Origin of the sequence: Candidatus Poriferisodalis sp. (assembly GCF_965215815.1) — a bacterium.
Lineage (GTDB): Bacteria > Actinomycetota > Acidimicrobiia > Acidimicrobiales > Poriferisodalaceae > Poriferisodalis.
In genome coordinates, this window is sequence record NZ_CBDCEO010000013.1 from 901,804 (window position 1) to 919,275 (window position 17,472).

The window sequence follows — 17,472 nt, forward strand, 5'->3', positions numbered from 1 at the left end:
TTTCGTCACTTGGGGTGCAGTTTGGTCGCGCTGCACGCGCGCTTGAGAGTTGAAAGCCTCATCAAGTTCCCGTTGACTCACCTACGCCGGTGGCGACGGGGGCCTGCGAGACCGCCGCGTCGACCGCAGGATACCGAGCCAGACGTGCTTGGCGCACATGAACTACACGCGAGTCTCGTGACCAAATGCGGGCCTCAGCCGCCATTTCAGCTCCGGTTCCAGAGACGATCGGCGGCCGATGCCGCAAGACCATGAGCTGAATGCATGCTGGTTCTGTCTAGCACGCTCTGGGCGGATACGCCCATGTGATGGGAGAACAGGTTCGGCCACAGCACGTCTGCTCGAGCAATCGCAACAGCCCGAACGAAGCCAGCACCGCACCGTCACTGATCCCGTGCTCGCAGGCCGAGTGCTTCGTTTCCGACTCACCCGACTCAGAGGTTCACGAGCTCGTCGGGCGCCCAAGCCGGCCAAGTCGGCAGGCCCACGACGGTGCCAGCACGGTACGTGGCGACAATCCTGTACGGGCTCTGCGCCGACGAGTTGTCGTAGACGATTGTCTCGTCGACGATGCGGGCTGCCTGCGCGATATGGCTCCAGAGCCGTCGGTGGCGAGATCGGGCCTTGTTCTCGGGAACCGAATGCCCGCCGTGGGCCACACGATGCCTGACGCGTTCAACGGCCAGTTCCACTGAGACGGCGACGATGTGAAGCACTACGACGTAACCGGCCCGAGAAGCTCTGCGAACAAAGTCGACTTTCGACTCGTGAGAGAACACCGTCCCGGCCACGAACGCTGTCCGCTCGCTGAGCAGTTCGTCGCGTCGCTGTTCGGCGAGCCTCGCTGCGTCGTATGCATGCGCTGGTTCGGTTCCGGGCCACAGCCGAGCAGCAATGCGGTCGGCGTTGACGAACTCAAGCGTCGATGGGGCCAAAACGCTGCGTTGGAAGGTGCTCTTGCCCGCGCCGTTCGGCCCAGCGATGACATGCAGAACCGGCGTGGACATCACCAAGCACCAGTCTCATGAGCGCCCGGGCGTCTCTATGGCTGGTGCCGGATGATCGCGCCCTCGGCGTCTTGTTCGACATAGGACATCCCGGCAGCTTCGAACTCCGCGACAAGATCGACCGAGCGCCGCCGCTGCTCGGTCAGCTCAGCCCACTCGGCCCGCACGATCGCCTGCTCGCGGGTGTCGAGACTGTCATAGTCGGACTCGCAGGCGAGCACCTGCTCGACGGCCCGAGACGAAACGTCGGGCGACAGCTCGAACTCCTTGCCGATGCTTGCCCTGTGGCTGATCTGCTGAGCCGTGCTGCGGCTCATCAAGGGTGCCACCGCAGCGCTTCGTGCGATCGTCTCAAACTCGGGCAGCACGGTCACACCTCCGATGAGTCCCCACGGATTCTGTACTGCCAAGCAGCCTCGAATCCCGGCCTTATTCGCTTCGAGTCCGTGTGGCTGCCGTCGATCCTGGGAGTCCTTGTCGAGACCTCCAACGAGAATCCGCACCGCGTCGGCGTCACTGGGCTCCACTCGGTGCTTATCGAACTGGCGACACTCGGTGCCAGCCGGCTGCATGCAGCGAGAATGTCTGCGACACGCTCGGCATCGCTGCGGCTCACTGCGGGATCGCGTCAGCGAGCATGGTGCGACAGCGGTCCCGCAGGCATGACCGCGGCACCACATCGACTTCGACACCGAGGAGATCTTCAAGATCAGCACTCGGGATCTGCCGGTTCCGGCGCGCAAATGCTGCCTTGTATCTCGGGACGGTGGCAAGCGGCAGCCCAGCGTTACCCAGACGGCCTCTACTTGATCGCTGTCCGCGACTTCAGATCTGACCTTGAAACGCTGTGAGCCCGCAGAAGTTATACTCGCATATAACTTTCAGAGGTGAACATGTACTCGACGACGATGCGACAGGTCGGCGGCTCGGTCATGCTGGCAGTGCCGCCGGCGCTTCTCGACGTGATCGGCGTGCGCGCCGGTTCCACGGTCGACCTCGACATTGACGATGGGCGTCTCATCGTCGCGCCCCGTCGTCGCCCGAGGTACACGCTCGACGAGCTGATCGCCCAGAGCGACCCCGCAGCGCCCGATGACGAACGGGCATGGATTGACGGAGCACCCGTCGGCCGCGAAGAGCTGTGACCCAGCGGGGAGATATCTGGCTGGTCGATCTCAACCCCACGGCCGGGCACGAGCAGCGGGGCACCCGACCCGTCATGGTGGTGTCGCCCGCTGAGCTCAACGATCTGACCGACACGCCGATCGTGGTGCCGATCACCACGGCCGGGCAGTTTGCGCGCAGACGCGGATTCGCAGTCTCCCTCGACGATGCCGACACGCGCACCCACGGCATCGTGCGTTGCGACCAGCCCCGCGTGCTCGACCTGCAAGCACGCAATGGGAGATTCCTCGAAAGCGCACCCACCCATATCGTCGACGAGGTCATCGCCCGCCTCGCGGCCATCATCGGCTAGTGTCCTGTTTGGGGAATTCGTTGGATATATGTGGCGAGGCTGTCGAGTATCTCGTCGGCGGTCTTGCGCCATATGAAGGGTTTGGGGTCGTTGTTCCAGTTGTCGACCCAGGCGTTGATGGAGTCTTTGAGGTCTGTGACGCTGGTGTGGGTGCCGCGGCGGAGCCATTTGGTGGTCAGCTCGGAGAACCAGCGCTCGACGAGGTTCATCCAGGAGCTGTAGGTGGGGGTGAAGTGGAGCTTGAAGCGGGGGTGGCGCAGCAGCCAGCGCTTGATGGAGGGCGTTTTGTGGGTGGAGACGTTGTCGAGCACGATGTGCACGTCGAGGTGCTGCGGGATCTCTTTGTCGATGAGGTTCAAGAACTTGCGGAACTCCTCGGCGCGGTGCCGCGGCGTCATCGAGGTGATGACCTTGCCCGAGGCGGTGTCGAGGGCCGCGAACAGGTCGGTGGTGCCGTGGCGGCGGTAGTCGTGGGTGCGCCTCTGGGGTGTGCCGGGCATCAGCGGCAGGATCGGGGCGGTGCGGTCCAGTGCCTGTATCTGGGTCTTTTCGTCCACGCACAGCACCACCGCTGCCTCGGGGGGGTTCAGGTACAGCCCGGCCACGTCGCGGACCTTGTCGATGAACTGCGGGTCCGGGGACAGCTTGAACTCCTCGGCGAGGTGGGGCTTGAGACCGAACGCCTGCCAGATGGCATGCACCGACGACGGCGAGATGCCCGCCGCTTTGGCCATCGACCGCACCGACCAGTGCGTCGCGTCCGTCGGCGTGCTCTCCAGGGTGAGCACGATCACCCTCTCGACGGCGGCGTCGTCGATGGTGCGCGGCGGGCCCGGCCGCGGGTCGTCGCAGAGCCCGTCGAGGCGGCGCTCGGCGAACCGGCGGCGCCACTTGGACACCGTCGCGGGATGGCACCCCAGCCCCGCAGCGATCTCGTTGTTGGGGCGGCCCTCGGCCGCGCCCAGCACGATGCGGCACCGCAGCGCCAGCGCCTGGGACGACTTGGGCCGCCGCGCCCACCGCTCGAGCGTCTCGCGTTCCTCGCCGTCCAGCACGATCGCGACCGTCGGCCGTCCCCGCCGTGCACCCATGTCCGCCTCCGGTCATCGCCTGCCGCAGCCACGCTGCCGCCCCACCATGATAACGCGCCGAACTAGCCAAACAAGACACTAGGCGGTCTCAGCCCAGAACGTTTCTCTGCTGCCTCGCAGGCGCTCTCAGCGTTACGGCAGGGCTGCTCGTTCAACATTGGATCTGCGGAGGGATCCAGGTGATCCGGTCAGGTGTCGTCGCTCGACAATCTTGGCCAGCCGACTGCATGAAGCGCGAATGCCTGCGCCACGCTCGGCATCGCTGCGGCTCACAGCGGGATTGCGTCAGCGAGCATGGTGCGATAGCGGTCCCGCAGGCATGACCGCGGCACAACATCGACTTCGGCACCGAGGAGATCGTCTAGATGATTAGTTCCAAGGGGTGGGGTCCACCTGTGGTGGGGTGAGGGTGTCCAAGCTCGGGGTGTGTATTCACGCTTCGATCTTGGAGGTTCTCAGCATGGGCCCGGACTTGGACACCCTCGCGACCGCACTGTATGTGAGGATCGATGACCTGTTGGCACAGAACCCTGAGTTGGCTCCCGAGCGGCCTGCGGTGGGGTTCGCCCCGAAGCTGTCGGACGCGGAGCTGGTCACCTTGGCGGTGATCTCGGCGCTGTTGGGGTTCGACAACGAGTCGCAGTTCATGCGCTACGCCCACGCGCATCTTCGGCCGTGGTTCCCGTATCTGCCCAACCGCGACGGGTACAACAAGCGGCTGCGGCGCAGCGCCGCGATGATCGCCGGTGTCATAGGGTGCCTCGCACGCGAGTGCGAGTCCTGGCACGACGACGTGTGGCTGGTGGACTCCACCCCGGTCGAGTGCGGCCGAAGCCGCGAGACCCAAAAGCGCTCTGACCTCGCGGGATGGGCCCAATACGGCTGGTGCGCGTCGCATTCGCGGTACTTCTGGGGTCTGCGGCTGCACCTTGTCGCCACCCCGGCGGGGCTGCCGATCGCGTTCGCGGTCGCCGGCGCGAAAGCCGACGAACGCGAGGTCTGCGCGGACATGATCGCCGCGGCCCGGATCGCCCGGCCGGGCCAGACCCTCATCGCCGACAAGGGCTACCGCTCCACAGCGTTCGAAGCCGACCTCAACGACGTCGGCATCACCCTGCTGCGCCCCGCCACCCGATCCGAGGCCCCACGTCCCGGCGCAAAGTTCCTGCGGCCCCTGCGCCAGATCATCGAATCGATCAACCAGACCCTCAAAGGCCAACTCAGCCTCGAACGCCACAAAGGCCGCACCAAAGCCGGCGTCGCCGTGCGCATCGGCGCCCGGCTCCTCGCCCTCACCGCCGCCATCTGGCACAACGAGACCTACCACCGAACACGCCCCAGCCGCTCACTCACCGCCTACGACCACTAAAACCTTGGAACTAATCATCTAGGGCAGGGCGGTCCCCGAGCAATCCGCAGGAGATCCCGATGCGCATTTGTGACGTACTTCCGAACGTCATCGAGGCCATGGCGGACGAGGAGGACCTGTCCCCCAACACGATCCGTGCCTACATCGCCGACGCTCGAACCCTTGAACGATTCTTGGGTGGGGCCAGCCCGGTAGCCGAGTTCGGCCCTGCCGACATTGAGCGCTTCGCGGAGCACTTGCTGGCTTCGGGCCTCAAGCGCAATTCGACGAAGCGCCGGTTTCTTCGCCTCCCGCCCGCAACTTGTATATGTCGACCGGGCCTGCGGACAACTGGAACGCCCGGCGGGGATCTTCGGACCTGTTCCTCAGCCCAGGTCAGGTTGGTGGCCGCTCGTCAGTCGCTGCCTCCTCGCTGTTGGCCTTCAGCGCTTGAAGTGCGTCAATCATCGAGAACGGCAGCCCGACGAGACCGTCCAGCATGAGGATCAACCCCATGACGACGCTCAGTGCAGGAACGAGCCTGATTGCTTCCGGGCTAGACGAAAGTGCTGCAAGCAACCACTGGAACAACAGGACAAGGGTCGATGCCCACGCCAAGAACACCAGCCCGAGCACTGCGAGCGCAAATTCCTCCGCTCGTTCACTGTCGAGGGCTTTGACCTTGAGCGCCTGCGGCAGAGCAACGGAAATGCCGACCAGGGCTGCTGCGAGTGCTGCGGCGCTCACAACAAGCGTCACGTCTTGAGCCCGCTCAACGGCGGCGGTCAATTCGTACAGCGCGTTGACGCCGGTGAGCGTGGCCACCCCAGTGACGACCGCGGCCGCGACAAGCGCATACAGCGGAGTCAGGATCCAGGACCATCGGCGCCGAGACCCGCAGTCCAACACCATTCGCTTGATGAGTCGATGAACAAGAAACACCGAGCGCCTCCTTCAGGCAGGATGAATCCAGGGTGATGTCCGTCAGGTTCTCGACAGCACTAACCCTGATTATTCACGAGTCGGGCGGACTGGTTTGTCTGGGTCCGCGGAAAGGCCCCTCTGACCTGCGACGATGCGTGTCTGCAATGAACGCATCCGCGAGTTCAGGGGGGCATCTCCGAGGTGAAACTTAGCAGTGTCACAAACGCGCGTCTGGCAGGCGGCGGGGATCGTGTGGTGTGGGGTGCGGGGCTGTTCGCTTTGGGCGGGTTCGCGGACCGGGTCGGGCTGACCGAGGCGCTGTCGGCCGCGGTGCCCCCACGCGGCGAGCGGGCCCCGGTTCATGACCGGGGCGGGGTGCTGGTCCATGCGTTGTTGATGCTGGCCGGCGGCGGGGAGGCGTGCACCGACATCGAGCATCTGCGTGCTCAGCGGGAGCTGTTCGGCGACGTGGCGTCGGACTCGACGCTGTACCGCACCCTCACGGGCCTGGGCGAGGGCGGCGCCGCGGCGCTTTTGGGCGCGGCCGCAGCGGTGCGCGAGCTGTTGTGGGCCGACCGTGACCGCAGCGCGCCGCTGGTGGTCGATGTCGACTCGACGCTGGTGGAGGTCCACTCGGAGAACAAGGCGGGAGCTGCGCCGCATTACAAGGGCGGGTTCGGGTTCCATCCGATGGTGTGCTCCACTGCGGACGGGGAGCCTCTGTGGATCACCCAGCGGCCCGGCAACGCCGCCGCGAACGACATCGCCGATCACCTCGAGGTGATCGACGCCGCTGTGGCGACGTTGCCCGAGCCCGACGCCGTGGGCCACCGCGAAGGCGACGACGACAGCCTCGTGGAACGCCCGCTGGTGGTGCGCATCGACGCCGCGGGCTGCTCGCCCAGACTCGCCGCGGCACTGCGGGACCGCAACATCGGCTATGCGGTGTCAGCTCGGTCGGCTCCGGGCGTCCAAGCAGCGATCCGCGGCGGCCTGGGCGACCCGGACCGCTGGCACAACGCCCCAAAGCGGCCCGGCCAGCGCAAGCGGCGCGGTGCTCAGGTCACCGACCTCACCGACCTCGCGGACCTGTCGGGCTGGCCCGACCGCACCCGGCTGATCGTGCGCCGCGAGCCGCGCCACCCCGGAGCGCAGCGCAGCCTGTTCCCCAGCGAGAACTTCCGATACTGGGGATTCCTCACCGACCAGCCCGGCAGCGCCGTGCAACTGGATCGGCTGATGCGCAGCCACGCCGACGTCGAGAACGCCGTGTGCCGGCTCAAAGACAGCGGCCTGACGCGCATGCCGTTCACCGACTGGCACGCGAACAGCGCCTGGGCCGCCATGTGCATGATCGGCCTCGCGCTCGTCGGCTGGTTCCAGAACGCCTGCCTCACCGGGGCGCTGCGCCGCGCGGCCCCCAAACGGCTCCGCTGGGAGCTGTGGCACCTCCCCGCGCTCGTGTGCCGCACCGCCAGACGCGTCCTTTTGCGCCTGCCCGAACAGCACCCCGGCGCCAAAGCGCTCCTCGCCATCGCCCACCCCCGCTGACCCCCCAGCCAACCGGTCCCGCGCGACGCCTGCCCCCGGGGGGACAGCCCCGCCACGCCCCCAGCGCCGCCCAGCGCCGCCTGAGCGCCACAACCGGGGCCATCGGCTCCCCTGCGACGCTCCCGCCGACGCCCCAACAGCCCCACACCACCAAACCGGGCGCAAAGCACACCGAAAATACGACCAACAGAATTCTCATGAATAATCAGGGCTAACAGCGATGCTCGGTCAACTGTGACGGCCCGCTATGTGTCGTCTACCTCACCGGCTGACCCGGCGGGTTCCCTCGGCTCTGGGGGCGGTTGGAATGCTGACTTGGCGCGGTCAGGGGCAACCCGCCCCGCGGGCTGATAGCCGAGGTCATGCTGACGGCGCCATTGCTCCTTTGCGCGCCCACGACCACCGTCGTTTGCGCTCTTGCTCATCGCTGGCTCCGGTCTCGGACTCGTCGGTGGGCTCTGGGATGAATTCTAAGGACTTGATTTCATTCCATCGGAGCAGCAATCCGCACCCGGTCCGCGCCAGCTCGCCATCGCGCTGCGGCGGTGTTCCCGTGTTCTGGTCGTATTCGACTGCCTTGCCGATGTAGATGTCAGCCATGGCATCGTCCGCCTATGCGAACGAGTCGATCCGCCCAGCCTCTTCGTACGACCCGCGCAGGCTCGATCCCCTGGACTATTTATCTCGGGTTCGTGTCACAGCCGTCGGCGCTGGCAGGCATCGCTGAGACCTCCAACGAGAATCCCCGCCTTGCAGGGTTGCCCTCACCAACTTCCAATCAATGCTTGTCGAGCTTGCGATCATCGGCGCACTGAAGCTGCTCCAGAACTGGGTTCATGCGTTCGGCGAAATCTGCGCCGCATTCCTGGTTCTCGGCGCAGCTGTCCGAGTTCAGCCCGGCCGAGTTCGAGCGCTTCGCTGAACACTCGCCGGTTTCGGGCCACGAGCGCAGATCGGCGAGACGTCGCATCGCCGACGGGTCGATGGGCGCGCTCGGCACTGGCCGACGTGAACGTCTTGTCGCGCTACCGCCGCAACGGGGTCCGTTGGCGTGAAGTTGTGGAGGGCGAGCCAGTCCGCAGCGTCACTGTCTTCGATCTGTTCGAGACAGCAGAACGCATGATTGAAGCCCGTCTGCGCCGCGCTCCGCCTCGCCGTGGACTGCTGACGGCGCGTGCCTATATTTCATTCCGTCGGAGTAGCAGCCTTAGCATCCAGTGCTCCCGCCAACTGGCGTTCGGCGTCCTGCGACAGTGCACTCGACAGCGCGTCGGCCAATCGCTCGTCAGCCCAGCCAGTCTCGACGGCTTCAGCGACCAGTCGCCACGCCTCGAAACCCAATTGCGACTCATCGCCGTCAATGAACATCGCCGTCAAATCCGCCTGCAGCGCGCGGGGTCCGGTCCCGCCGGCCTGTAGCCACGCCTCGACAACCTCGCGAACGTGTCCCTCGGGCACATTCGCATCGTGCTGCAGCTGCTGAGCAGTGTCGGCCATTTCCCCAACGGTAGTGCTCCCGCGCATTGATGATCGCAGAAAATTCGTTTCGCCAACCGTCACGGCTCCGACAGGCTGTCTCGAGGGCGCTCGCGAGCACCCGGCGACAATTCTGACCTGCAGGTCGCAGTCCTTCTCATACTCCCCGGCATGTCAAGAATCACGTACACCTCATCTGAAGAAGTCCGGGCCGTTTTCAACACCTACGTCCTGCCTCGAGTCCAGAGCGGCGAGTTCTCCCAATTGATCCGGGCCAGCAGCGCTGCTCACCCGAACTCGGGACAGCCACTTGGCACCCGCAGCGAACGCGTCGTGTATTTCGACCGCGGACGACGGGTCGCTGTCGCTCACCGGTTCGTCGCCCCTGACGGCAGCATCGGCGGATCAGGGCGCCCCGACCCAAAGGCGGTGCGCTTCGGCGACGAGTGGCTGATCGTTGGCCCGGACTAGTGTCCTGTGTGGTTAGTTCATCGCGTTATCATGGTGGGGCGGCAGCGTGGCCGTGGCAGGCGATGAACGGAGGCGGATATGGGTGCACGGCGGGGACGGCCGACGGTCGCGATCGTGCTGGACGGCGAGGAGCGCGCCACGCTCGAGCGGTGGGCGCGCCGCCCGAAGTCGTCTCAGGCGCTGGCGCTGCGGTGCCGCATCGTGCTCGCAGCTGCGCAGGGCCGCAGCAACAACGAGATCGCCGCGGAGCTGGGGTGCCATCCTGCGACGGTGTCGAAGTGGCGCCGCCGTTTCGCCGTGCGGCGTCTCGACGGGCTCTGCGACGATCCGCGGCCGGGTCCGCCGCGCACCATCGACGACGCCACCGTCGAGGAGGTGATCGTGCTCACCTTGGAGTCTGCGCCGGTCGACGCGACGCACTGGTCGACGCGTTCGATGGCCAAAGCGGTGGGCATCTCGCCGTCGTCGGTGCACGCCATCTGGGGGGCGTTCGGGCTCAAGCCCCACCTCGCCGAGGAGTTCAAGCTGTCGCCGGACCCGCAGTCCGTCGACAAGGTCCGCGATGTCGTGGGGCTGTACCTGAACCCCCCAGAGGCCGCGGTGGTGCTCTGCGTGGACGAAAAGACCGGCATCCAGGCCCTGGACCGCACCGCGCCGATCCTGCCGCTGATGCCCGGCACGCCCCAGCGGCGCACCCACGACTACCGCCGCCACGGCACCACCAATCTGTTCGCAGCGCTCGACACCGCCTCGGGCAACGTCATCACGTCGATGACACAACGGCACCGCTCAGAAGAGTTCCGGAAGTTCTTGAACCTCATCGACAAAGAGGTCCCCGAGCACCTCGACATCCACGTCGTGCTCGACAACGTCTCCACCCACAAGACCCCTGCGGTCAAGCGCTGGCTCGTCGCGCACCCCCGCTTCAAGCTCCACTTCACACCCACCTACAGCTCCTGGATGAACCTCGTCGAGCGCTGGTTCTCCGAGCTCACCACCAAATGGCTCCGACGCGGCACCCACACCAGCGTCAAACACCTCAAAGACTCCATCAACGCCTGGGTCGACAACTGGAACAACGACCCCAAACCCTTCGTATGGCGCAAGACCGCCGACGAGATACTCGACAACCTCGCCTCATATATCCAACGAATTCCCCAAACAGGACACTAGTGCTGTGTCCGCAAACGTTTGCGTGCTTTGGTCATGCGGCTGCTTTGGTGGGTCTGCCCCAGCGGTGTTGTTTCTCGGCTCGGGTTCTGGCTCGTTCGCGTCGTTGGGCTGCGAGCAGTTCGGGTGAGCGTTTGTTGGCGTTGCGCCAGCGCAGGTAGGCGTGAAGACGGCGGGTGAGCACGGTGTGGTTGGGGTGGTCGGAGTTGTTGAGCACGAACTCGCGCAGCAGCCCGAAGTGCGCCTCGATGGGGTTCGCCCATGAGCTGTAGGTCGGGGTGAAGCACAGCTCGACTTTGTTGCGCTTGGCCCATCTGGCGATGTCGGTGCGGTTGTGGGCGGACAGGTTGTCCAAGATCACATAGACCCGCTCGCCGTCAGGGCGCCGGGCGCGGATGGTCTTGAGCGCTGCGAGGGTGTTGGCCGCGGACTTGCGGCGCCGCACGACGCCCCACAGCTCGTCGTCGCCGACGCTGTAGCAGCCGTGGAACTGGCGCACCCCGTGAAGCTTGTTGTAATTCGCGCGCAGCCGCTGGGGACGCGACCGCGGCGCCCAGCACGCCCCGCCGGTCGGGCGAATGGCCAGCGGCCCGAACCCCTCGAACGCGAACACCCGGTCCGGGGCCTTGTCGGTCACATGCTCGATGCGGTCCAGCTTCGCGTCCCGCTGCGGGTCGTTGGACTCCTTCCAGGTCCTGGTGCGCCCGAACGTGATGCCTGACTCGGTGAGGATCTCGCCCAGCCGCTGCCGGCCGACGAGCACCACCCGGGTCGGGTTGTCGCCCAGATACGCCGCGAGCTTGCGGACGCTCCACCGCGTGAACGGCTGGGCCAGCTTGCGCGGGCGGGTGCGGGCCGTCTCGACGATGAACGCATCATCGTCAGTCGTGATCCGCCGGGGACGGCCACCCGCCCACTGAGGGACCCGACGACGCCATCGGCGACTCGTTGAACCTGTGGATCATCTCGCGCACCCGATCAGGCGACGTCGCCGCCAGCTGCGCGATCACCGGCACCGAGTTCCCGCCCGCCGACGCATGGACCACCACCGCCCGCCGCCATCGCACATGAGACCCCGGCGACTTGCCGGCGCCGCGACGCACGATCCGCTGCAACGCCTGGCCTTCCTCATGGGCCAACCGACGGACCCGAACACGCTCACTCATACCCCCGACCAAACCACAAACCACACCCCGCCACGCGCACACCAACCCGACGAACGTTTGCGGACACAGCACTAGCGACGAAGATCATTGGCGTGGCAGCGGTCGGCGTACTGCTGTCTGACCAAATGGCGCGGGCTTCAGCCCCTCACCTCGAGCCCAGTGCAGTACCGGTTTCCTTTCGGATTCCCGTCGGCCGTGTCCGACCTCATCTGGGGCCGTGCGGTCTTCGAACAATCCACAGGAGGTCCCAATGCGCATTCGTGATGTACTCCCGAGCTTCGTTGAAGCGATGGCAGACGAGGAAGATCTGTCATCCAACACCATCCGTGCCTACGTCGCGGACGCCCGGGCCCTTGAGCAATTCGTAGGAAGCGCTAGCGCCGTGGCCGAACTCGGCCCTGCGGACATCGAGTGCTTCGCGGAGCACTTGCTCGCTTCGGGCCTCAAGCGCAGCTCGGCGAGGCGACGCATCGCTGGGGTCCGCAAGCTCTGTTCCTGGCTCTCGTCGAACGGTTGGCTCGACTCAAACCCGGCTGTCCGATGCAGGGTCAAGCCGGCTCGGGAACGCACCTTGCCCAAGGCCCTATCGACGCAAGACGCCGCACGGCTGTTGATCCACCTGAAGTCCAGCAGCGAAGCCGCGTGCCAGACGGCAGGATGGTGGCGCGCACCGGCCACGTCGACCTACCTGGCCGCGGCCCTGATGGTCGCTACGGGTATGCGCGTCGGCGAATTGGCAGCACTGACCGTCGGTGACGTCGACATCAACGGCGGGTCGATCCACGTAATGGGCAAGGGCCGGCGTGAGCGCGTGGTGTACGTGCCCCCTGGACAGCTCTTGTCAAGTCTCGACAGCTACGTGACCCAACGCTCAGCCAAGATGAGCGATCCACTGGTCGTCAACCGCTTCGGCCGCAGCCTCACAACTGCCGCGCTACGGGACCGAATCAGCCGAGCAGCGCGGCAAGCCGGAATCGAGCGCCGGGTCACGCCCCACATGCTGCGGCACACCTGCGCGACCCACCTGCTCGACGCAGGAGCCGACATCCGGATTGTCCAGCGGCTACTCGGCCACGCAAGCATCTCTACCACCGAGATCTACACCCACGTAACTGACACATCCCTTCGCCGCGCGGTATGTCGCGCCGATGTCATTGGGAGCATCCTGAGCCCGCGATAACTGAGGATTATCGGTGATCTAGCTGCCATGTTCATCCTCAAGAGATTCGCCGGAGCCCGCTACGACCGGCTCGAGGCCATCGTCGACAGCCTCAGCGGACATCTCACCGGCTACATCAATCTGATCGGCAGCGCGACGCTGCCGTTTCCCGTCGTTGGCGATGCCGGGTCGCTTCCGTTGACTTCAGTGCGTGTCGAGGGCCACCTGGGGCAGCGCTACTTCCCTGGAACTGAACCGTTCGACCTCACCGAAGCGCTGATCGAGCAGGAGACGAGACGGCTCTTCGGCATCGACGACACCTACGGCGTGAGCGGCCAACCCCATTCCGCAACGCAGGCCAACCACGCTGCGATCAGGTGCGTTCTCAGCGAGGACCGGGTCCAGCGCGTCGCGGCTTTGCGGTCGACGGATGGTGGCCACATCTCTCATCACTTCGGCATCCCCAGACCGCACGAGTTCGTCCCACTCGACCTGCTTGCACCCGATCCCGACTATTCGAAGCTGCGCGAAACCATCGTCAAGGCGCAGCCCAGTCTCATCATCCTGGGATCGACCTCGCTGACGCGAGGCATCGACTACCGGCGCTTTGCCGAGATGTCTGCTGAGGTCGGAGCGCATCTACATGCCGACCTTGCCCATATGGCGCCCTTTGTCGCAAGCGGTCTGCATCCGCCGGCATTCCCGCACGTCGACTCTGCAACCATCGACCTGAGCAAGAACATGAGGGGCGCAGGAGGTGGCATTCTCGTCTTCCGGCGCAATGTCGAGCGAGCGATGAGGCGCGCCATATTTCCAATTCAACAGAGCTCGCCGAACCAGCACGGGCTAATGACCAAAGCGGCGTGTCTGCTCTCGTGGACCAACGACGAACTCGCTGAGTACGCCCGGCGACTGGTGGGCGCCGCCAGACTGCTGTCGAACGGCCTTGAGCCCGCCGTCGGCAGCCCCGTCTTCGGCCAGACCGAGAGCCACCTGCTGCTGCTCGACATCTCAGAAAGCCAAGTGACAGGACGCGAAGCCGAAGAGTTTCTCGAACGCGCGCGGATTCTGGTGAACCGCAATCAGATTCCCGAAGACCCGTTGTCTTCTTGGGAGGCGTCAGGCATCCGGCTCAGCAGCACAGTGCCGGTGATTCTCGGCTATTCCGATGACGATGTTCGCCAACTAGGCACTGCGATCGTTCACGGACTCCAAGGCGACCCCAGGTCTCGAGCGGAGGTAGACGACCTGTTGCTCAGGCATCACCGTGCACTCGTCAGTAGCGCCAGTGAACGGACATAGGAAGGTCCCAGACCAGGTCACCCACAGGGAGTTCGACACCCAGGCGCACCCGGTCATCGGGGTCTCTCCTCGCCATCGCAGAGCTGGCTCGATTGGCGGCCAAGTTGTGCTCGATGGTTGCGTCCAAGTAGGGACTCTCGATGCCGCGGAGTCGCTCCAGGCAGTCTTCGAGTGCCTCGGAGCACTGGTCTTGCGAGTGTTGCCCAGAAACCCGGTCGATCACTGCAGCAATCACGTCGATCTTGACTTGGTCGAAGACCAGCGCCCGAGGCACATGGACCGCCGCCTCGTCGAGCAGGGGACGGGATCGCGCCCAGTCACCGGACAGTGCGATCCGGATTGCCTCATTGATCTGGGCTTGGTATATCTCACGCGACCGTATGTCCCGCATCGCGACGAGTGCGCGCTCAAGAGATCGGGCCGCATCTCCCCGAGCACCCATATTGAGATACACGAGACTGCGATTGGTCTCTATCGTCGCCAGGCGAAATACGCTCGCACCGCGGTCGAAGTGTCGGTACGACTCGTCGAGGTGCCGCAATGCCGTTTCGGAGTCGTAGAGATGGATCGTGTTCCTTCGAAGCACCGCTTGGACTTCAGTTGAGCAGTCCGGCGCCAGCAGTTCCTCCGTACGCCGGTAGGCCTCGTCGTCGAGTCCGAGCGCCATCAGGGTGTTGATGGTGTTCAGCCTGACCCATTCGTCATCCTCGAACTCGCGTGACAGCTCCAGAGCTTCCCGGTATCGGTACGCCTGTGTCAGATAGCGAACTCGATAGGCATCACGCGCACGGTTCGAAGGCACCCCTGACATTTCGAGCCGATGCAGGACTTGGAGGCCTTTCTCGAATCCGGAGCTCTTCTGGAAAGAATCAAAGAGGAGCTCCAGCACGTGTGCCGGCAGCAACGAAAGCACATCGAGCAGATCATCCGCCAGTGACGCGAGATATGAGAACTGGTCCTGTCGATGCTGGCTCTGGATCAGACGGGTGATCTGACCGATGTTGTGGGTGAGTTCATGCGCTGTCTGCAAGCCAACCAGACAGTGAAGGAGGTATGTCTCGGTACCGGCGTCGCTTCGCTCGTCAAGCGCGGCGCCCAGTTCGACAAGTAGCGACTGCCGTACCTCTTCCTTGAGATCCTCATCGGTCGATTCCCGAATCGCGACAACGATGCGCTCATGGCCGGGGCGCAACATGTCGCCCTCCGGACCATTCAACCGAAGATATGCGCTGGCGAGGAGTTCGCAGACGACATTCTCGAGTTCTGCCGAGTCGTCCGCGGCAGTCAAACGCTCCACGGTGCCTCGAGCGATAGCGGCGTCCACACCACCGTCTAAGAGCGACGCCACAATGAGGAACTGACGGTGGATCAGAGGCAGTCGATGAATTGTCACAAGCAGTCCCCGAACTGCTTCGGACTCCGAGCCCTTGCTGACCTCAAGCCGGTAACTGGCGAGGCAGTATTCGATGTCCTGCGCAAGTCCGCCTGTCTTGAGGTACACATCCGTCACGAGTTGTTGACTGACCTCGCCTTCAGAAGACATGGCCGTCTCGACAACCTCGCGCGTCTCTTGCTCGGTGAACCTCTCAATCACGATGGGCAGCTGCCCGTTTGCAAAGCAGCGAACAGGCTGGCTCAGCTCGCTCACTCCTTCAACGGTCCGATCGACGAGAATCGGCGAGAGGTCACCTCCAACTCGTTGGATTACGGATTCGACCATCAAGCGGTCGTCCAGATTCAGGAATTGGATGTTGTCAATGGCCACGAATACTCGCCCGCGGCGAGACGCCCACGCGAGGTATGCGGCAAGTTCGTGCTCCACAGACGTGGCGTCATCAGCACGTTGCTTGTCGAACATCGAATCGGCCGCCGCACCGAGGCGGAAGATTGCGGCGAGTCCCTTTGCCAACGACTTGAGTATCCGTCCTACGAGGGATCTCCTGCGGCGCTTGTGCAGGAACGTTTCGAGCGAGAGTTCCGCTGGAACCGAAACGACAGACTTCCCGAACATCGGCCCAGGAACAAACGCCAGGTTGAAGAGCGATGACAGGACTCGAGAACTCTGGTAGTCGTCATTTGCGATGTCGACGTAAAGGACGAGCGAATGCGGCGCTTTGGCGTGAAGCCTGGTCAGCAGTTGGCGAACGAAAGACGTCTTGCCCGAGCCGGTGTCGCCTGAGACGAGTAACAGCCTGGCCTCCGACGCACGCGTCGACAACCACTGATCGGCAGATTCCAGTTCCCTGGCTCGGCCCACAAACGCGAGTTCGAACCCACGATCGTCGCTCGTCGCTGTGTGCGCCCCTTGGTCTGGATGGGCGCGCCCTTGGTCGTCGTGCGTGTCCACCATGCCGATAATCCTCAGTTATCGCGATGTGCTGTCGACATGGGATCAGACTAGAGGCGCCTCATTCGAAGCGTGCATGAATTCGTGTGATGAGGTGACGCAATGTGCGATGCGCTCTCCTCTGGTTCCCGGTCGGCTCGGGATCCTGCGGCAACCCGCACCGCGGTGAGGGTGGCAATACGTTGACCGGCACGCTTTGTGACCGGTGTCGGCATTGTGCTGCTGTTCGGCAAGTTGGCGCGGGGCGAAGCCGACGAGTTGACTGACGCTGGCGCTCACTTCGGGATCGACTGAGACAAGAGTCCAGATTGCCCACAACCCCGCCGCAGAGCCAGCATGCCCTACTCGACGACACTGCTTCGGCTCCGTCCCACGGCGTCTCCGAAGCACTTCTCACACATTGGGACCGGTGGCTGCACGGTTCCAGAGAAGCCTCGACGGCCTCATCGGCAAGCCGCATCAGCGTGACAACAACCGTCCCAGCATGGACGCGCAGGACCGATTTATCGGACTGTCTTCACTTCGAGCTGGAGGCCCTCGTGTCGTTGGATGCAGCCGATGATCTCAAACAAGTTGCGGGCGTGGGGGTTGCCGCTCGGGTTCAACATGCGCATGAGGCTCTTGGGCTGCTTGTGTGTCAGTTCGCCGAGTTCTGAGAAGCCAATCGTCGCATTGATGTAGTCGCGAAGCACGAGCTTGCCGGTGTCGATGTCTCCGGCGAGCATGCAGTCGACGCCTTCCTTCAGGAGTCGCACGCGGAATTCGGGGTCGCGCCGAACGCGGGCCTGAACCGTCTCTTTGAAGTCTCGAGTCAGTGCCATCTCAATCCCCTCCGTCCTTGCCGCGAATAGCTTGTTGGTAACACTTATGGTACCAATATGCAAATTTGGGCAGACGGATCCCGCGACTTCCACGGCATGTGCGTCAGTCAGGAGGTGCGTGCCATCAGTAGATGCCTCCTCGCCGAACATAGTGGTGAATTC

General features: G+C 64.4%; 18 protein-coding genes and 1 pseudogene. 9 read left to right on the forward strand and 10 right to left on the reverse strand.

All coding sequences use genetic code 11. The features are described 5' to 3' along the window. Nucleotides 1–434 precede the first annotated feature (434 nt). Together ACOOHB_RS13985 and ACOOHB_RS13990 are read right to left on the reverse strand one after the other, a co-directional pair. The gene (locus ACOOHB_RS13985; protein ID WP_420445447.1) at nucleotides 435–1,007 is read right to left on the reverse strand and encodes an AAA family ATPase; all 573 of its coding nucleotides are present in this window, start codon (nucleotides 1,005–1,007) and stop codon (nucleotides 435–437) included. A gap of 35 nt (nucleotides 1,008–1,042) precedes the next feature. Beyond that, complete coding sequence (locus ACOOHB_RS13990; protein WP_420445448.1) at nucleotides 1,043–1,534, reverse strand: TA system antitoxin ParD family protein; 492 nt, start codon at nucleotides 1,532–1,534, stop codon at nucleotides 1,043–1,045. Between the two features lie 366 nt (nucleotides 1,535–1,900). On the opposite strand from ACOOHB_RS13990, the gene ACOOHB_RS13995 reads away from it, so the two are divergent. Next, nucleotides 1,901–2,152: an AbrB/MazE/SpoVT family DNA-binding domain-containing protein gene (locus ACOOHB_RS13995; RefSeq protein ID WP_420446911.1), complete on the forward strand. Its 252-nt coding sequence runs from the start codon at nucleotides 1,901–1,903 to the stop codon at nucleotides 2,150–2,152. Then, complete coding sequence (locus ACOOHB_RS14000) at nucleotides 2,149–2,484, forward strand: type II toxin-antitoxin system PemK/MazF family toxin (protein ID WP_420445449.1); 336 nt, start codon at nucleotides 2,149–2,151, stop codon at nucleotides 2,482–2,484. The genes ACOOHB_RS13995 and ACOOHB_RS14000 overlap by 4 nt, the downstream gene beginning before the upstream one ends. Here ACOOHB_RS14000 and ACOOHB_RS14005 read toward each other — a convergent pair. Beyond that, the gene (locus tag ACOOHB_RS14005) at nucleotides 2,481–3,575 is read right to left on the reverse strand and encodes an IS630 family transposase (RefSeq protein WP_420445450.1); all 1,095 of its coding nucleotides are present in this window, start codon (nucleotides 3,573–3,575) and stop codon (nucleotides 2,481–2,483) included. The genes ACOOHB_RS14000 and ACOOHB_RS14005 overlap by 4 nt on opposite strands. 460 nt (nucleotides 3,576–4,035) lie before the next feature. Here ACOOHB_RS14005 and ACOOHB_RS14010 point away from each other — a divergent pair, with 460 nt between their 5' ends. Both ACOOHB_RS14010 and ACOOHB_RS14015 read left to right on the forward strand, forming a co-directional pair. Beyond that, a complete protein-coding gene (locus ACOOHB_RS14010) occupies nucleotides 4,036–4,944 on the forward strand; it encodes an IS982 family transposase (RefSeq protein ID WP_420445451.1) in 909 nt (302 codons plus the stop codon). Between the two features lie 98 nt (nucleotides 4,945–5,042). After that, nucleotides 5,043–5,426, forward strand: a complete 384-nt coding sequence (locus ACOOHB_RS14015; RefSeq protein WP_420446912.1) for a site-specific integrase — start codon at nucleotides 5,043–5,045, stop codon at nucleotides 5,424–5,426. Here ACOOHB_RS14015 and ACOOHB_RS14020 read toward each other — a convergent pair. Next, nucleotides 5,320–5,865: a hypothetical protein gene (locus tag ACOOHB_RS14020; RefSeq protein WP_420445452.1), complete on the reverse strand. Its 546-nt coding sequence runs from the start codon at nucleotides 5,863–5,865 to the stop codon at nucleotides 5,320–5,322. The two genes, ACOOHB_RS14015 and ACOOHB_RS14020, sit on opposite strands and share 107 nt — an antisense overlap. 183 nt (nucleotides 5,866–6,048) lie before the next feature. Between ACOOHB_RS14020 and ACOOHB_RS14025 the strand changes: the two genes are divergently transcribed. After that, entirely contained in the window at nucleotides 6,049–7,398 is a 1,350-nt protein-coding gene (locus tag ACOOHB_RS14025) for an IS1380 family transposase (RefSeq protein WP_420445453.1), read from the forward strand. Nucleotides 7,399–7,758: 360 nt separating this feature from the next. Here the strand turns inward: ACOOHB_RS14025 and ACOOHB_RS14030 are convergent, their stop codons facing one another. The 3 genes from ACOOHB_RS14030 to ACOOHB_RS14040 form a co-directional block, all read right to left on the reverse strand. Continuing rightward, nucleotides 7,759–7,998: a hypothetical protein gene (locus tag ACOOHB_RS14030; protein WP_420445454.1), complete on the reverse strand. Its 240-nt coding sequence runs from the start codon at nucleotides 7,996–7,998 to the stop codon at nucleotides 7,759–7,761. Nucleotides 7,999–8,176: 178 nt separating this feature from the next. Further along, nucleotides 8,177–8,398 (reverse strand): hypothetical protein, encoded by a 222-nt coding sequence (locus ACOOHB_RS14035; protein WP_420445455.1) that lies wholly within the window; start codon nucleotides 8,396–8,398, stop codon nucleotides 8,177–8,179. Nucleotides 8,399–8,583: 185 nt separating this feature from the next. Then, nucleotides 8,584–8,895 (reverse strand): hypothetical protein, encoded by a 312-nt coding sequence (locus ACOOHB_RS14040; RefSeq protein ID WP_420445456.1) that lies wholly within the window; start codon nucleotides 8,893–8,895, stop codon nucleotides 8,584–8,586. Nucleotides 8,896–9,045: 150 nt separating this feature from the next. On the opposite strand from ACOOHB_RS14040, the gene ACOOHB_RS14045 reads away from it, so the two are divergent. Both ACOOHB_RS14045 and ACOOHB_RS14050 read left to right on the forward strand, forming a co-directional pair. Then, complete coding sequence (locus ACOOHB_RS14045) at nucleotides 9,046–9,345, forward strand: hypothetical protein (RefSeq protein WP_420445457.1); 300 nt, start codon at nucleotides 9,046–9,048, stop codon at nucleotides 9,343–9,345. A 78-nt stretch (nucleotides 9,346–9,423) separates the two neighbouring features. Continuing rightward, nucleotides 9,424–10,518, forward strand: a complete 1,095-nt coding sequence (locus ACOOHB_RS14050) for an IS630 family transposase (RefSeq protein ID WP_420445458.1) — start codon at nucleotides 9,424–9,426, stop codon at nucleotides 10,516–10,518. Nucleotides 10,519–10,549: 31 nt separating this feature from the next. Here ACOOHB_RS14050 and ACOOHB_RS14055 read toward each other — a convergent pair. Then, nucleotides 10,550–11,681, reverse strand: a pseudogene (locus ACOOHB_RS14055) (IS630 family transposase). A 250-nt stretch (nucleotides 11,682–11,931) separates the two neighbouring features. Here ACOOHB_RS14055 and ACOOHB_RS14060 point away from each other — a divergent pair. Both ACOOHB_RS14060 and ACOOHB_RS14065 read left to right on the forward strand, forming a co-directional pair. Next, nucleotides 11,932–12,861 (forward strand): tyrosine-type recombinase/integrase, encoded by a 930-nt coding sequence (locus ACOOHB_RS14060; RefSeq protein WP_420445459.1) that lies wholly within the window; start codon nucleotides 11,932–11,934, stop codon nucleotides 12,859–12,861. A gap of 27 nt (nucleotides 12,862–12,888) precedes the next feature. Continuing rightward, the gene (locus tag ACOOHB_RS14065) at nucleotides 12,889–14,142 is read left to right on the forward strand and encodes a hypothetical protein (protein WP_420445460.1); all 1,254 of its coding nucleotides are present in this window, start codon (nucleotides 12,889–12,891) and stop codon (nucleotides 14,140–14,142) included. Here ACOOHB_RS14065 and ACOOHB_RS14070 read toward each other — a convergent pair. Then, complete coding sequence (locus ACOOHB_RS14070; protein WP_420445461.1) at nucleotides 14,117–16,492, reverse strand: AAA family ATPase; 2,376 nt, start codon at nucleotides 16,490–16,492, stop codon at nucleotides 14,117–14,119. The genes ACOOHB_RS14065 and ACOOHB_RS14070 overlap by 26 nt on opposite strands. A 500-nt stretch (nucleotides 16,493–16,992) precedes the next feature. Next, nucleotides 16,993–17,310: a DNA-binding protein gene (locus ACOOHB_RS14075; protein WP_420445462.1), complete on the reverse strand. Its 318-nt coding sequence runs from the start codon at nucleotides 17,308–17,310 to the stop codon at nucleotides 16,993–16,995. Nucleotides 17,311–17,472 lie beyond the last annotated feature (162 nt).